Origin of the sequence: Devosia nitrariae (assembly GCF_030160115.1) — a bacterium.
GTDB classification, from domain to species: domain Bacteria; phylum Pseudomonadota; class Alphaproteobacteria; order Rhizobiales; family Devosiaceae; genus Devosia; species Devosia nitrariae.
Genome location: NZ_BSNS01000024.1, coordinates 359472 through 375242 on the forward strand (window position 1 = coordinate 359472; position 15771 = coordinate 375242).

Sequence of the window (15771 nt, forward strand, 5' to 3'; positions counted from 1 at the left end):
TCATGAGCGAAGTATCCGAGACTACCATCGATAGGCGGATCGACACCTCGCATATGAAGGTATCGGACACCGAAGTCGCCATCGATATCGTCGGCATGCACAAATGGTTCGGGGACTTCCATGTGCTGCGCGACATCAACCTGCGGGTCATGAAGGGTGAGCGCATCGTCATCGCCGGCCCCTCGGGATCGGGCAAGTCGACGCTCATCCGCTGCATCAACAGGCTTGAGGAGCACCAGCAGGGCGACATCGTCGTCAACGGAGTTGAACTGACCAACGACCTCAAGCGCATCGATGAAGTGCGCTGCGAGGTCGGTATGGTGTTCCAACATTTCAACCTCTTTCCGCACCTCACCATCGTTCAGAACCTGACACTGGCGCCGATCTGGGTGCGGGGCACTCCCAAGGCCGAAGCCGAGGCGACCGCCATGCATTACCTGGAGCGGGTCAAGATTCCCGAGCAGGCCCACAAGTTCCCTGGCCAGCTCTCGGGGGGCCAACAGCAGCGCGTGGCTATCGCCAGGTCCCTGTGCATGCATCCCAAGATCATGCTCTTCGACGAGCCGACCTCAGCGCTCGACCCGGAGATGGTCAAGGAGGTGCTGGAGGTGATGATATCTCTGGCAGAAGAGGGGATGACCATGATCTGCGTCACCCACGAGATGGGTTTTGCCCGGCAAGTGGCCAACCGGGTGATCTTCATGGACCAGGGCCAGATCATCGAGCAGAACGATCCGGAGAACTTCTTCTCCAATCCACAGCACGAGCGCACCAGGCTCTTCCTCAGCCAGATACTGCACTAACGTTTTTTGGAAACACTCCAGCGGCCGGTGCAGCCAGTTGTCCATAACCGCGGCTGCGCCGGCTTCACGCCTTGACCGGCTTGGGTGCCGTATCGATAGTGCTGGGGAGAGGAACGGTCCCGGTCGCCTGGCAGTGTCGAAACCTTCAAAAGAGCCGCCATTGCGGGCCGTGGGACGCGCGTTGCGCGTGGTTGCGTTCGTCCTGATCGCAACCTTGCTGGCGGCGTCCGCGGCGTATGCGCAGACCCTCGAGGCGGTGCGCGAGCGGGGATTCCTCATCTGCGGAGCGGTCGGTCCGCTGGCCGGATTCTCCCAGGTCGACGGCGAGGGGCGCTGGAGCGGGTTCGACATCGACATTTGCCGGGCGCTGGCGGCGGCGGTGTTCGGCGACCCGAACAAGCTCGAATTCCGACCGTTGCGCGGCAACAGCCGGTTTGCGGTGCTGCAGACCGGCGACGTCGACGTCATCGTGCGTAACGCTCCCTGGACCGAGCGGCGTGACACCGTGTATGGCGCCAGCTACGTGACACCGACCTTCTATGATGGCCAGGCCTTCATGGTGCCGCAGTCGGAGGGGGTTGTTTCGGCGTTCGAGCTCGATGACCTGACGATATGCGTTGCCGACAACGGAGAGGAGTTGACGCGGCTGCGTGAATTCTTCTTCGAGAACCAGGCAAGCTACAGCGAGATCATCTACGAGGATACGGCCGACCTGCTGCTCGCCTATCGTGCGGGCCTTTGCAACGTGCTGTCAGCGGCGGGGCGCGAGCTCAACGCCATGCGTCGTGAGCTTGGCGATCCACTCTCCCATCGTATCCTGCCCGAGCGTATCTCGAAGGAAGCGGTGGGGCCGGTGGTGCGTGCCGGGGACGATACCTGGTTCAACATCGTCAAATGGACGGTGTTCGCACTGATCAATGCCGAGGAACTGGGTGTCACCGCGCTCAATATCGACTCTCTGTCGGCCACGCGGACCTCTGCAGTCAGACGCCTTCTCGGCCTTGACGGGAACTATGGTGCGCCGGTCGGGCTCGAGCCCGACTTCATGGCCGACGTGATCCGGGCCGTCGGCAACTACGGAGAAATCTACGAGCGCAATTTCGGGCCGCAGACCGGGGCGGTACTGTTGCGCGGGCAGAACTCGCTGTGGGTCAACGGCGGGCTGCTCTACGCGCCGCCCATCAGATAGGTGTCTGGCCTGGTTCTTCGGCAAAGTGCAGGTGGACGCGGCGGTTCTCCTTGCCCTTCTTTTCGATCTTGCCGAGCCTCAAAAGTCCGATCTCAGCGGTATTGTGCACATGGGTGCCGCCGCAGGGCTGCAGATCCGCATCACCGATGCGGATGAGGCGCACCCGCCCCTGGCCCATGGGCGGCTTGACCTTCATGGTTTTGATGAGCCCCGGATTGTCCTGCATCTCCTCGTCGGTGATCCATTCGGACGAAACCGGATGGCCGGCCGCGACCATGGCATTGAGACGCTCCTCTATCTCGGGCAGGTCGGCGGGGACATCGGGCATATCGAAATCGAGCCGCCCCTTGTCCTCGGCGATGGCTCCACCCGTCACGGAGAAAGGGAAGACGACCGACAGCAGGTGAAGGGCAGTATGCATGCGCATCAGCTTGAAGCGTCGCTCCCAGTCGATCTCCGCGATCACCGGTTCGTCTGGACCGGGCAGGGGTTCGCCGGGTGCCGGCACGTGTACGATGCGGGTTTTGTCGCCGTCCGGATGAACGGTTGTGGCGATAGCGAGCGGACGACCGTCAGGGCGCAGGAGCCGGCCGGTATCGCCGGGCTGACCACCGGACGTGGCATAGAAGATGGTGCGGTCGAGTCCGACAGCTCCATCCGGGGTGATTTCGACCACCCGTGCCTCGGTGCTGCGTAGATAGCTGTCGCTTCGGAACAGGAACTCGGTCATCGGCGAATGTCCTAGAGTACTGGGGAAAGAAGCCTGGCGGCCTGCGTGGCAAACCGCCACGCCAGCGGCCGGCCGGTGACCTCGGCCATCGAGACTTTGCGACAATGGGCAAAATCGGTGAGGAGCATGCGCTCGACCGCCTCGATGGTGTCGCGGCCGGGAAACCACATGGTGATCTCGAAATTGATGGCAAACGACCGGTTGTCGAAATTGGTGCTGCCGATCGAAGCGACCCGATCGTCCATCAGGAGCACCTTTTGATGCAGAAAGCCGTAGGTATAGCGATACATGGATATACGGTGCTCAACCATCGCATCGGCATGGGCGATGCTGGCCAACCAGACCAGAAGGTGGTCCGGCTTCTCCGGCAGCATGATGCGCACGTCGACGCCGCGGATGGCGGCGGCATAGAGTGCGGTGCGAACGTCGGTGTCGGGCACGAAATAGGGACTGACGATCCACAGGCGCTGGCGGGCCTGGGCAATGACGTCGGTGAAGGCGATGGCACATTCCTCGAGCTTGTCGGCCGGGCCAGTGCCCATGACCAACACGGACTGGTCACCCGGCGTCTGCACGAGCTCGGGCGGATCGGCCGGCAGCAACTCGCCCGTCGCCCATTCCCAGTCCTCGCGAAACACAAGCGAGCAGGCGAGCGCGGCGGGACCACGGACCCGGACATGGGTGTCGCGCCAGTGGCCGAAGCGAGGATCCTCGCCCAGATACTCGACCCCCACGTTATGCCCACCGACCCAGGCGATTTCGCCGTCGGCCACCACGATCTTGCGGTGGTTGCGGTAGTTGAGCCGTGCCGGACCGTATACGCGCAGGAACCGGTGGCGCTGGTTGAAGGCCGCGACTTTGATGCCTTCGGACCGCAGGCGCTCCCGGTAGGCTCTCGGAAGGCCCCGGCTGCCCACCTCGTCATAGAGCATATAGATGCTCACGCCTGCCCGGGCGCGCTCGATCAGCCTGTCAGCCAGTTCCCGCCCCAGCCGGTCGTCGCGCAGGATGAAGAACTGGACAAGCAGTTGGGAGCGGGCTTTGGAAATGCCGTCGAAGATGGAGTCGAAGGTCTGCTTGCCATCGATGAGAATCTCGACCTTGTTTCCGGACAGAAACGGCAGCTCGGCGACACCTGCAAGCACCGGCCATTCCTTGTTGGCCGCCTGGTCGATCAGCGCCAGGTCGCGTGCGCGCACCGGGCGCATCGTGCGTCCGAGCTTGATGCGCTCGATAGCGTAGTCGTCGAAGAACTTCCAGCCGACGACCAGATAGAGCAGGGCGGTCGGAAACGGCAGCAGCAGGAGCGAAAGCAGCCAGGCGATGGAGCCTTGCGAGGTGCGCGAATTCATCACCTCGCGTATGGCGCAGACGGCGGCAAGGACATAGTTGGCGGCAAGGACGAGGGTGACGAGCTGCAGGTCGGCCTGATAGCTGCGCAAGATGTCGTCGATGCCGATCACAATGGCTCCCCGGCGTACTCGAGCGCATTGCGATCAGCTTGAATCACATCGAGCGCGCTGACGTTGTTGTCGCGGGATTCTTCGCGAAAAACCGTAACCACTTTTTCGCATCCGCTCCAGCGTTGACCCATCGATAGGTTGCGCAGTCTGGGGGAAGCGGCGTGCGTCTGGCAAGCGGTGATGTCAGAACCCATTCCAGCCATTGCTGAAACGGCTATTCCAACTCCGCATAGACCCGCCCGATCTCGCGTGCCAAGGCGGCCATCTCGTCGGTAGGGATGTCGAGAACACCGTTCTCGGCCATGAGGGCGTGGTACTGCTGCTGCTCGTAAGGGACGCCCTTGGGGAGCGGCACGACATGGAAATGGAGATGGCTGTTGCCCTGGCTGCTGCCGAGGGAGAGGATGTAGATGCGCTCGGCATCAAAGACGCGTTTCAGCGCCCGAGAGAGGTGGTGCACACGCGCCTGCAGCCGCAGATATTCATCCGGCGTGAGGTCCGTGGCGAGATCCTCGCGGTGCACCCTGGGGCAGACGAGAGCGTATCCCCTAAGCGTCGGGTACTTGCTGAGGAATATGACGGCCTCTTCATCTTCGGCGATCTTGTGGTGCGCGTAAGCCGGATTGCCGGCGAGGAACTCGCAGATAAAGCACGGGCCGGAGCGGGTGCGTTCCACCAGGGCGGTCAAGTCGAAAGGCTCACGCTCAGCCACCTGCTACTCGCTCCTTCACGCCGCTTCGAAATTGGCCAGCTCGGCCTCGCTGACGACGCGGTTGCGCCCGGCGTTCTTGGCCGCATAAAGGCAGCGGTCGGTGCGTTCGATGAGGGAACTGGCCGCCTCCTCACCCCGCAGCATTGCAACGCCGAAGGAAGCCGTGATCCGCCCCAGCTTCTCGTTGGTCGACCGCTTCAGAAGCTGCTTGGCCTGGATGGCCTTGCGGATGTTCTCGGCAGCGATCACCGCGCCCTCGATATCGGTATGGGGCAGGATAGCGGCGAATTCCTCCCCGCCATAACGGGCCGCGAGGTCCTTGCCCTTGATGTTGGATTTGAGGGTCATGGCTACCAGCCGCAGCACCTGGTCGCCGGTCTGATGGCCGTGCACATCGTTGAATTTCTTGAAATGGTCAATGTCGAGCAGCAGCAGGCACAACGGCAGGTTATCGCGGTGCGCATCGGCGATGGCGGTCACAAGGCCTTCGTCGAAGCTCTTGCGGTTGGAAATCTTGGTCAGGGGATCGAGCAGGGACTCGCGCCGGACGTTTTCCAGATCGCGGCGAAGAGCGGCAATATCGTCGCGCGACGCCTCGAGCTTCAGTTCCAGGTGGCGGTTGGTATCCTGCATCTGCCGGGTCTCGGCAAGCAGGCGCTCGGCCATTGTCTTCAACGCATCCGGCGTGATCTCGGCCTCGAGATCGCCTGCGGCGGCCTGCAGCGAGCCGGAATAGGCGTTGGCGCTGACCATGGCGCTGTCGATAGCGTCATGCACGGCCTCGATACGCGCATGCATGCGTTCGGAGACCGCACTGATGCGCTCGTCAAGGTCAGATTTCAGGAATTCGTCGTAGAGCGCCTCGGCCAGATTGACGGACGGCGAGTGCCCATGCCGGAAGATTTCGTTGATGCGCGTGTTAAGCGCGGGGTTGACGCCCGTCGCATAGGTATAAAGGAGTTCGTAGAAATTGGGATAGGGCGGGATGCTGCTGCGCTTGAGCAGGTCGAAGGCGGCATTCGCGTAGCCAAGTACGCGCGTGTATTCCTGTTCCGACACGATGTCCTCGCGTTCTGCTCGGGCGCCTGCCTAAGGGCGCACGAATTACACACCATCTCGTCTAAGAGACGGTAAATATGCCCGTGTCAAACTTCTATCAACGGGCAGAACGCGTGGTATTGGGCGTTTTTTTCAATTCCCACAAATAATTAGCGTGTTCGCGATACTTCGCGCAGCAGAAAAGCCGGCACCGGACCATCGGCTCCGAAAGGAGAATTCTCGTCAATACCGAACGATTCAGGCTCGCGGTCGGTCTGCTGCTTGCGGCGCGGCTCGGCTTTTTCGGTCGTCTTTACTGTGTTGGTGGTCTTGGCAGTCTTGGCAGTCTTGCGTGCCTCACCCTGCTTCCGCCTCGACGATCCGGGAGACTCCTCCGCCGCTTGTTCTTGCACAGGCGCGTGGGGGGCCGTGCTTTCCACCCAGGGGACATCGCGCTGGATGAGCCTGAGGATCGCGTCGAGGTGCTTACCATCGGCCGGAGCAACAAGGGTGAACGCTGCGCCGGACCGCCCCGCGCGGCCGGTACGGCCGATGCGGTGGATATAGTCTTCGGCGTGCACAGGCACATCGAAATTGAAGACGTGGCTGACCGCAGGGATATCGAGGCCGCGAGCGGCAACGTCACTGGCCACGAGCAGCGTCAGTTTATTGGCTTTGAAGGCATCGAGCGTTTCCGTGCGGCTCTTCTGGTCCATGTCGCCATGGAGAGCCCCGGCTGAAAAGCCGTGACGCTGCAGCGAGCGGGCGAGCGTTGCCACGTCGCGCTTGCGGTTGCAGAAGATGATGGCGTTGGTGAGGTTCTCGGCAGCGCGGATCTGATCGCGCAGTGCGGCACGCTTCTCCTCGGGACGCGAGCCAACGCGAACGAGCTTCTGGGTGATGGTCTCGGCGGTCGAATTCTGGCGGGCAACCTCGATCTTGATCGGATCGCGGAGGAACCGCTTGGTCAGCTTCTCGATCTCGGGGGGCATGGTGGCCGAGAAGAAGAGCGTTTGCCGGCGTGGCGGCAGCAGGCCACAGATGCGTTCGATATCGGGCACGAAACCCATGTCGAGCATGCGGTCAGCCTCGTCGATGACGAGAATCTCGACGCCATTCAAAAGAATGCGGCCGCGCTCGAACTGATCGAGCATGCGTCCGGGCGTGGCGATCAGGACGTCGGCACCGCGGTCTAGGATCCTGTTCTGGTCCTCGAACGAAACGCCGCCGATAAGGAGCGCAACCGACAGGCGGTGGTTCTTGCCGTATTTCTCGAAGTTCTCATGCACCTGGGCGGCAAGTTCGCGCGTCGGCTCGAGGATGAGCGTGCGCGGCATGCGCGCCCTCGCGCGGCCGGTCTCGAGGCGGGTGAGCATCGGCAGCACGAACGAGGCGGTCTTGCCCGTGCCGGTCTGGGCGATGCCGATGATGTCCTTCTTTTCGAGGACATGCGGGATGGCCTTCGCCTGGATGTCGGTAGGCTTGGTATAGCCGGCCGACACGACGGCGTCGGTGACTTTGCTCGAAAGACCAAGCCCGGAGAAATCGTCGGTCAAATCAGTGTCCACTCATGGTTCAGCAGGCATGCGATACGGAAGCGATGTGATGCCTGCCGACAGCGTTCGTCAGGTCCCGGGCGGAAACGATATGCGCCGCCTCCGGGTTACGGTGTCGGTCGATTGCCTCTATGGCGATACGGTGATCGACAGTGCCGCCGTGAATTCTGCGAGCCATCCCTGCCGCGGCCGGCCGGGCGCCCGAAAACCCCTGGCGGCGCGGACCATATCCTATGGACCTTTCAAGTCAACGGTATTTCAAGGATTTGCTTAAGACTGCACGCTGGCGGTTCAAATATCCAGGTCGGTAACGAACTCGGCGTTTTCCTGGATGAAGTCGAAACGAGCTTCCGGGCGCGTCCCCATCAGGCGATCGACGGCGAGTTTTGTTTCCTCGCGGTCATCGATGACCTTAACCTGAAGCAGGGTTCGGGTGGCCGGCGACATGGTCGTTTCGCGCAGGTGCGCGTAGGGCATTTCGCCCAGGCCTTTGAAGCGGGTGATGTCGACTTTGCCCTTGCCGTTGAACTCGGTCGCCAGCAATTCGTCCTTATGGGCGTCGTCACGGGCATAGAGCGTCTTGGGGCCCTGCGAGAGGCGGTAGAGCGGCGGCATGGCGAGATAGAGGTGGCCGCCATCGATGAGCTTGGGCATCTCCTGGAAGAAGAAGGTGATCAGAAGCGAAGCGATATGGGCGCCGTCGACATCGGCATCCGTCATGATGATGATCTTGTCGTATCTCAGGTCGTCTTCGCGATAGCGGTCGCGGGTGCCGCAGCCGAGCGCCTGGACCATGTCGGCGATCAGTTGGTTGGAAGCGAGCTTGTCGCGGCTGGCACCGGCGACGTTCAGGATCTTGCCGCGCAGCGGCAGCACGGCCTGCGTTGCCCGGTTGCGCGCCTGCTTGGCGCTGCCGCCGGCGCTATCGCCTTCGACGATGAAGATCTCGGCACCCTGGGCGGCGGTCTGCGTGCAGTCGGCGAGTTTCCCGGGCAAACGCAGCTTCCGCGTCGCGCTGGCCCGGTCGATCTCCTTCTCCTTGCGGCGGCGCACGCGTTCCTCGGCCCGGTCGACGGCCCAGTCGAGGAGCTTGCCGGCCTGGTTGGGCGAGGCCGCCAGCCAATGGTCGAAGGCATCTCGCAAGGCATTGTCGACAATGCGGGTGGCCTCGCCGGAAGCGAGCTTGTCCTTTGTCTGGCCGACGAATTCAGGCTCGCGCACGAAGACCGAGAGCATGGCGCTGCAGCCGGAAAAGAGGTCCTCGGCGGTCAGGATCGCCGCGCCCTTGTTCTTGGTCAGTTCGGCGTAGTTCTTGAGGCCGCGGAGGAGCGCGGTGCGCAAACCCGTCTCGTGGGTGCCGCCATCGGGGGTGGGCACCGTGTTGCAGTAGGAGGAAACTCCGCCGTCCCCGAGCGTCCAGGCGATGGCCCACTCGACGCCGCCATGGCCGCCGGCACGGCCTGCGCTGCCGGAAAAGATCTCATCGATGATGCGGGTTTCGCCGTCGATGCGCGCAGCCATGAAGTCCTTGAGGCCGCCGGGATAGTGGAAGATGGCTTTGGCCGGCACCTCTTCGCCGGCAAGACTCTCGTCGCAACTCCAGCGTAACTCGACGCCGCCGAAAAGGTAGGCCTTGGCGCGAGTCATGCGGAAGAGGCGCGCGGCCGAGAGGTGGGCGTGGGCGCCGAAAATCTCGGGATCGGGATGGAAGCGCACGGTCGTGCCTCGGCGGTTGCTGACCCGACCGACCGTTTCGACGGGTCCGAGCGGTTTGCCGCGCGAATAGGTCTGGCGGTAGAGCGTCTGGTCGCGCGCGATCTCGACTACGAGTTCGTCAGAGAGGGCATTCACGACGGATGCGCCGACGCCGTGCAGACCGCCGGAAGTCTCGTAGGCCTTGGAGTCGAATTTGCCGCCGGCATGCAGCGTCGTCATGATGATCTCGAGCGTCGAGCGTCCGGGAAACTTGGGATGGTTCTCGACAGGCATGCCCCGGCCGTTATCGGTAACGGTGACGTGCCCGGACGCTTCGAGGTGCACCTCGATCCGATTAGCGTGGCCGGCAATGGCTTCGTCCATGGAATTGTCGATGACTTCGGCAAAGAGGTGGTGGAGCGCATTTGCGTCGGTGCCTCCGATATACATGCCCGGCCGCCGACGCACGGGCTCCAGGCCCTCGAGCACCTCGATGTCGTGGGCCGAATAGGAACTGGCACCTGGCTGCGCGGCACGAGAGGGTCTGGCCGGATCCGGCTTCGCCTGCGGGGTGCTGGGGGAGGGGGAGTCCCCGAAGAGGTCTTCTGCTTGCGACATGGAATTTCCGTTTTAGGGCGCCGCGGGTTCCAACACGACCGAAACCTGCAGCGCTCCATCTATATGTTTGCGCATCGGATTCGTCCGAAACCGCTCCGCACGTTTGCGTGCCATGCGGTAAGCGGGCGAATCGACCTTGCCATTTTCTAGCATAACCCAAGCGTTGCCGGGATTTTGCCGTAAGCGCGCTTGGCCGACTTCCCCAGCCTAATTGCCGCGTCAAGGTGAACCGAAGATGAACAGCGGGTTTGGTCACGGTTCAAACTGAAGGAGATAGAGGGAGAGTCAAAGCCTCGCGAGCACGTTGGCGCGAAGCGTGATCGCCGATTGAGCATGGCGAAGCGTGCGCCTATTGTGGGGCTGCACCATGGCGGAATTGACAATGGCCAAGGCAAGAGACCTTCCGAAACGTTTGGCCGCAGCGATAGCGATGGCAATCCTGGCCGCCGGCGGACCAGTCGCGGCGCAGCCATTCAGCGCGTTCGGGCTGCAGTTCAATTGGGAGGATTCCTATGAACCGCGCGGTCCGGAGCTCGGAATCTGCATGACCGATCGGCAGATACGCCAGGCAATCGCAGCGCGCGGCTACGGCGACATCGCGCTCAACGTGCGGCGCGACCGGAGAATTCAGGTCAGGGCGACGCAGGGCGGGCACGTCTTCCTGCTTGAGTTCGACTTCTGTAACAACACCATTATCGAACGGCGCGCACTGCGGTAGCCCTGCGCGGACAGGTCCTGTCCGGGCGCTGGAGGATTTCCCCGGATCGGAGTGGCGTCGTCCCAAGATCGGTCGATTGCTTTACCAAGCGTTTGCTTTCTCTCAGCACTTTCTTAAGGGCGTGCTGCTAGATTTTTCTCATACGGTCTTTGTTTGGAGTTGCCGTATGCGGAAAGCTTGGTCTGTCGGTATTGCGTCGTTTGCTGCCCAACTTTCCCCCTCACGACCCACTGCATGGGCAAGAACCGGATTCACTAGTATTGCGTACCGGCTTGCCCATCTTGCAGTGTCGCGGCCGATGGTGATCGCGCTCTGCGCCGGCGTCTTCTATCTCAGCTAGATCGTTGCATCGGCGCTCGCCAGGTTCTATAACTCGCGTCGTCAACGCTAGCCGAGGAGGGGCCGCTGTGACCGACACGTTCCGTCACCACCGTCAGCGTGGCCCTGTCCATGCCCTGCGGCAGATGTCAGCAGGGCCGGCAATCCACGGGAACTGACGCCTCTTCGTCTTACTCGATCGCTGGTCCGCATCCCGCTGTTCGCGCGTCTTTGTCGCGAGCCGGAACGCATTCCAGGCGCATGGCGCCGACCAACCAGCGAGAATTCCCATGGGCTCGATCAGCCTCCGCCATGTCGGTGCAGTCGCCGGCGACTCTCTGTTCCAAGATATCAACCTCGTGCTTTCCGATGGCGACCGCCTCGGATTGATTGCCGGCAATGGCGGCGGCAAGACCACGCTCCTCAGGGCGGTCGCCGGCCTTGCCGCGCCAAGCAGCGGCGAGATCGTGCTCTCGCGGGGGCTCACTATCGGCTACGTCGAGCAGGATGTTCCCGCCCGCGTGATGCAGATGCGGCTCTGGGACGCGGTGGCGGACGCGCTGCCGGATGAGGCCCGGCACGATGAGGCCTGGCGGATCGACGTCGCGCTCGACGAATTCGCCACACCCGGCGAGTTTCGCGAACGCATGCTCGCAGAGCTCAGCGGCGGCTGGCAGCGACTTGCGCTGATCGCCCGCGTCTGGGTTACGCAACCGGACGCACTGTTGCTCGACGAGCCGACCAATCATCTCGATCTCGCCCGCATCCTGCAGCTCGAGGCCTGGATCAACCAGGCGGCACGTTCGATCCCCGTCGTCATTGCCAGCCATGACCGGCGCTTCCTCGATGCCACCACCAACAGGACGCTGTTTCTGCGCCCGGGTGTGTCGCGCCTCTTTGCCCTGCCGTTCTCGCAGGCACGGCAGGCGCTCGCTGAGGCGGATGCCGCCGATGCCAATCGGCAGGAAAAAGATCTCAAGGAGGCCAAGCGGCTGCGCCGCAATGCCGGAGACCTCTACAATGTGGGCATCAACAGCGGCAGCGACCTGTTGCTGAGCAAAGCCAAGCAGCTCAAATCCAGGGCTGCTGCCATCGAGGATGCGCAAAAGTCGCTCCACAAGGATCGCACGGGAGACATCCGGCTGGCCAACCGCGACACGCATGCGCGGGTGTTGGCGACGCTGGATCATGTCGCGGTCGCGGTGCCCGATGGTCGACCGCTGTTTCGTACCGGGCTGATCCATGTCTTCAAAGGCGACCGTATCGTCGTCCTCGGCCGGAACGGGACGGGCAAGTCACAACTGATGCGCCTGCTCGCCCTTGCAATGACGGGCGAGGACATTGCCGGCATCCGCGTAACGCCATCGGCGGTCATGGGATACGCCGACCAAGCCATGTCGCAACTGCCGAACGATGAAACTCCGCATCAGTTCATCACCCGTCGCTTCGACGTCGCCGATCAGCGTGCCCGGGGCCTGCTTGCCGGAGCGGGGTTCGCGATCGAGAAGCAGGCCCGCCCGATCGGTCAGCTCTCCTATGGCCAGAGAACTCGGCTCGGGCTTCTGGCGCTCCGCCTCACCGAGCCCAACTTCTACTTGTTGGACGAACCTACTAATCATGTCGACATCGCCGGACAGGAGCAGTTGGAGGCAGAAATCCTCGAGAGGGACGCCAGCGGCATCCTGGTTTCGCACGACAGGGCGTTCGTGGAGGCGGTGGCTACTCGGTTCATGCTCATCGACAAGGGGCGGCTCACGGAGGTCGACTGGCCAGACACCTTCTATCGGCAGATGCGCGAAGATGTGGAGGCCTGACAGAACAGTAAATGAAACCGCCGATCGAGTAGTTTTGCGGCAACAACCCCCGCAACCTTCCTCTTAGGAAGTCCCTATGGATGGAGTTCGCGACAGGAAGTTAGTCTGCGTGTCCGGGGCCATGACAGAACGTCCTTTGCCGTCCTTTTCGGACGGCGCAGCTCCACCGCAAAACCATGACGTGCGCTTCATCGGCGCCGTGGCAGGACGCTATGCCCTGCCTGACAGGATAGTTCCTGGAACGGGAGCGTCGAAGTCTTTGCTTGCTGCCCTTGTTCGATCGGCGCGCATGGCGGTGGTGGTGGCGCCGGTTCTGGGCAACGTCGGGAGCGGTGTGACCGCGCATTTCGATGCCTTCGGCATATTGCGCGGCAAGATCATCTGTAGGCTGAACTCGGGATTCGCGATCGATATCGACGTCTGCGAGGATGGTCGCAGGAGACTGGCCGCTGCGTGGAGAGATCGATTATGAGATCGAGGGCGGTTTCGTGGTTCGGTTCCACTCGACTGACGAGGAGCGCCAGATACTGGCGGGCCGTATCGATTGGCTCAAGCACCACGTCCTGCACCAGGCGTCGGAGCGGCGCCGGCATAAGCGCATTCTCCCGCGGCACCCACACGCACAGATCGTGATGGCGGGCGGACGCAGCGTTCCATGCCTCATCATCGATATGTCACGTTCCGGAGTTGCCATATCAGCCGATATCAAGCCCCCGGCAATGGCGGTTTTGGCCGTCGGGGCGGTCCCCGGCCGCGTGGTGCGTCATCTCGACTATGGTTTTGCGGTCGAGTTCAACGAGTTGCAGGATATCGACCAACTGGAAGCGCTGCTGACGCTCAAGAGCCGCGCGGAAAAGCATCTGGCCGCCTCCGTTCTCGGACTATCCCGGCAAGCGCCCGAGCGTTCCTGAGACGCGAACGGATAGGTTGCGGCTCCGGTTTGATGGCGGGTGGACCCCGATGTCGAAATCGGAGCCGCCCGTACGTTGTGAAGACATCCAGTACGCTGAACGGACACTACGGAGCGAAACGATGTCTTCTACGGTGTTGTACATGTCGATGTCCCTGGATGGTTTCATCGCGGGGCCCAACGAGACACGTGACAATGGCCTCGGCGACGGCGGCGGCCGGCTGCACGAGTGGATTTTCCCAGGCGCGGAGGGCGGCGATTTCGAGGCCGCAGTTGCGCGGCTGCGGGGCGTCAATCGCCAAATCTACGACGAGGGATTGTCAACGGGAGCAGTGGTGGCCGGGCGCGGGACGTTCGAGCCGGCCAACGGCTGGGGCGGCGACCATCACGACGGAGTGCCCGTTTATATCCTCAGCCGCAGTCCGGCGCCCGCCTGGGCGGCCGAATGGCCCAACGTGCATTTCGTTAGCGACCTCGAACTGGCCATGCGGGAAGCCAAGCGGGCTGCCGGCGACAGGAATGTGCTGGTTCACGGCGCCGGTATCGCCCACCGGGCGATCACCGCAGGACTGCTCGACGAACTCGAGATCCACGTCGTTCCGGTTCTCTTCGGCGAGGGAAGGCGGCTGTTCGAGCACCTCGGCCTCCCGCAGCGCGAACTCGAGCGGGTCAGGGTTCTGGAGGGGGAGGATGGCGTAACTCACCTGCGCTACCGGGTCCGCCGCTGACGCGGCACAAAAAAGGGGCCCGAGCGGGCCCCTTTCCGTTCGCATGCTCGGGTCTTAGGCCGAGTAGTACATCTCGTACTCGACCGGGTGCGGTGTATGCTCGAACCTGATGACCTCGGTCATCTTGAGGTCGATGTAGGCGTCGATGAAGTCGTCGTCCATCACGCCGCCGGCCTTGAGGAAGTCGCGGTCGGCATCGAGGCTGGAGAGGGCTTCACGCAGTGAGGCGCAGACGGTCGGGATGCTCTTGAGCTCCTCGGCCGGCAACTCGTAGAGGTCCTTGTCCATCGGATCGCCGGGATGGATCTTGTTGATGATGCCATCGAGGCCGGCCATCAGGAGAGCAGTGAATCCGAGATAGGGGTTGGCCAGCGGGTCGGGGAAGCGGACCTCGACGCGCTTGGACTTGGGCGACTGACCGAAGGGGATGCGGCAGGAAGCCGAGCGGTTGCGGGCTGAATAGGCCAGCAGCACCGGTGCCTCGAAGCCGGGAACGAGGCGCTTATAGGAATTGGTCGCCGGGTTGGTGAAGGCGTTGATTGCCTTGGCGTGCTTGATGACGCCACCGATGTAGTAGAGGCAGTCCATCGAGAGGCCTGCATACTGATCGCCGGCAAACAGCGGCTTGCCGTCCTTCCAGATCGACTGGTGGCAGTGCATGCCCGAGCCGTTGTCGCCATAGATGGGCTTGGGCATGAAGGTGACAGTCTTGCCGTAGGCGTTGGCAACCTGCTGGATGGCGTACTTGTAGATCAGCACCTGGTCGGCCGACTTGATCATCGGGGCGAACTTGATGCCGAGCTCGTGCTGGGCGGAAGCGACCTCGTGGTGGTGCTTCTCGACGGTCACGCCCATCGAGCCCATGGCCTCGAGCATTTCGCCGCGGATGTCCTGGGCGCTGTCGAGCGGGGGAACTGGGAAGTAGCCTTTCTTCAGGCCGATGTGGTGACCGCTGTTGCCCGCCTCATAGTCGGCGTCGGAGTTGACCGGCAGTTCGGTCGAATCGACCTGGAAGCCGACCTTGTAGGTCGAGGTCGAGTACTTGACGTCATCGAAGAGGAAGAACTCGGGCTCAGGGCCGAAGACGACAGAATCGCCGATACCGCTTGATGCCACGAACGCTTCAGCCTTCTTGGCGATCGAGCGGGGATCACGGTTGTAGGGCTGGTAGGTCGAGGGCTCGAGGATGTCGCAGTTGATGGCGAGGGTGGCAGCGCTGAAGAAGGGGTCGATATAGGCAGAATCCGGATCGGGCATCAGGACCATGTCGGACTCGTTGATCGCCTTCCAGCCGGAGATCGAGGAGCCGTCGAACATCACGCCTTCCTCGAACGTTTCGGCTTCGATGACCGACTGGTCCATCGTCACATGCTGCAGCTTGCCGCGCATATCGGTGAAGCGCAGGTCTACATACTTGATGTTCTCATCCTTGATCTTCTGAAGGATGTCGCTTCCGGTGGTCATAGGTTTTCCCCTGTC

General features: G+C 62.5%; 15 protein-coding genes. 7 read left to right on the top strand and 8 right to left on the bottom strand.

Annotated features, from left to right (window positions below):
• Nucleotides 1–2: 2 nt before the first annotated feature.
• On the top strand, nucleotides 3–803 hold the full coding sequence (locus QQK18_RS24775) for an amino acid ABC transporter ATP-binding protein (protein ID WP_284343071.1): 801 nt from the start codon (nucleotides 3–5) through the stop codon (nucleotides 801–803).
• 187 nt (nucleotides 804–990) lie between these two features.
• Entirely contained in the window at nucleotides 991–1992 is a 1002-nt protein-coding gene (locus tag QQK18_RS24780) for an amino acid ABC transporter substrate-binding protein (protein WP_284343072.1), read from the top strand.
• Here the strand turns inward: QQK18_RS24780 and QQK18_RS24785 are convergent.
• The 7 genes from QQK18_RS24785 to parE form a co-directional block, all read right to left on the bottom strand.
• On the bottom strand, nucleotides 1985–2722 hold the full coding sequence (locus tag QQK18_RS24785; RefSeq protein WP_284343073.1) for an alanyl-tRNA editing protein: 738 nt from the start codon (nucleotides 2720–2722) through the stop codon (nucleotides 1985–1987). The two genes, QQK18_RS24780 and QQK18_RS24785, sit on opposite strands and share 8 nt — an antisense overlap.
• An 11-nt stretch (nucleotides 2723–2733) precedes the next feature.
• Nucleotides 2734–4185 (bottom strand): cardiolipin synthase, encoded by a 1452-nt coding sequence (gene cls, locus QQK18_RS24790; RefSeq protein WP_284343074.1) that lies wholly within the window; start codon nucleotides 4183–4185, stop codon nucleotides 2734–2736.
• A complete protein-coding gene (locus tag QQK18_RS24795) occupies nucleotides 4182–4379 on the bottom strand; it encodes a hypothetical protein (protein WP_284343075.1) in 198 nt (65 codons plus the stop codon). Before QQK18_RS24795 ends, cls begins: the two co-directional genes overlap by 4 nt.
• A gap of 20 nt (nucleotides 4380–4399) precedes the next feature.
• On the bottom strand, nucleotides 4400–4897 hold the full coding sequence (locus tag QQK18_RS24800) for an HIT family protein (RefSeq protein ID WP_284343076.1): 498 nt from the start codon (nucleotides 4895–4897) through the stop codon (nucleotides 4400–4402).
• A gap of 15 nt (nucleotides 4898–4912) precedes the next feature.
• Entirely contained in the window at nucleotides 4913–5956 is a 1044-nt protein-coding gene (locus QQK18_RS24805; RefSeq protein ID WP_284343077.1) for a GGDEF domain-containing protein, read from the bottom strand.
• A 149-nt stretch (nucleotides 5957–6105) separates the two neighbouring features.
• Nucleotides 6106–7491 carry a DEAD/DEAH box helicase gene (locus tag QQK18_RS24810; RefSeq protein WP_379995095.1) on the bottom strand — a complete coding sequence of 462 codons (1386 nt, stop codon included), beginning with the start codon at nucleotides 7489–7491 and terminating at the stop codon, nucleotides 6106–6108.
• 291 nt (nucleotides 7492–7782) lie between these two features.
• Complete coding sequence (gene parE / locus QQK18_RS24815) at nucleotides 7783–9804, bottom strand: DNA topoisomerase IV subunit B (RefSeq protein ID WP_284343078.1); 2022 nt, start codon at nucleotides 9802–9804, stop codon at nucleotides 7783–7785.
• Nucleotides 9805–10186: 382 nt separating this feature from the next.
• Here parE and QQK18_RS24820 point away from each other — a divergent pair, with 382 nt between their 5' ends.
• The 5 genes from QQK18_RS24820 (at nucleotide 10187) to QQK18_RS24840 (ending at nucleotide 14292) form a co-directional block, all read left to right on the top strand.
• A complete protein-coding gene (locus QQK18_RS24820) occupies nucleotides 10187–10522 on the top strand; it encodes a hypothetical protein (RefSeq protein ID WP_284343079.1) in 336 nt (111 codons plus the stop codon).
• Between the two features lie 608 nt (nucleotides 10523–11130).
• The gene (locus QQK18_RS24825; protein WP_284343080.1) at nucleotides 11131–12654 is read left to right on the top strand and encodes an ABC-F family ATP-binding cassette domain-containing protein; all 1524 of its coding nucleotides are present in this window, start codon (nucleotides 11131–11133) and stop codon (nucleotides 12652–12654) included.
• A 76-nt stretch (nucleotides 12655–12730) separates the two neighbouring features.
• Nucleotides 12731–13126: a hypothetical protein gene (locus tag QQK18_RS24830; RefSeq protein ID WP_284343081.1), complete on the top strand. Its 396-nt coding sequence runs from the start codon at nucleotides 12731–12733 to the stop codon at nucleotides 13124–13126.
• A complete protein-coding gene (locus tag QQK18_RS24835) occupies nucleotides 13083–13565 on the top strand; it encodes a PilZ domain-containing protein (RefSeq protein WP_284343082.1) in 483 nt (160 codons plus the stop codon). Before QQK18_RS24830 ends, QQK18_RS24835 begins: the two co-directional genes overlap by 44 nt.
• 142 nt (nucleotides 13566–13707) lie before the next feature.
• The gene (locus tag QQK18_RS24840) at nucleotides 13708–14292 is read left to right on the top strand and encodes a dihydrofolate reductase family protein (protein WP_284343083.1); all 585 of its coding nucleotides are present in this window, start codon (nucleotides 13708–13710) and stop codon (nucleotides 14290–14292) included.
• Between the two features lie 54 nt (nucleotides 14293–14346).
• On the opposite strand, the gene glnA is transcribed toward QQK18_RS24840, so the two are convergent.
• A complete protein-coding gene (glnA, locus tag QQK18_RS24845; protein ID WP_284343084.1) occupies nucleotides 14347–15756 on the bottom strand; it encodes a type I glutamate--ammonia ligase in 1410 nt (469 codons plus the stop codon).
• Nucleotides 15757–15771: the final 15 nt, after the last annotated feature.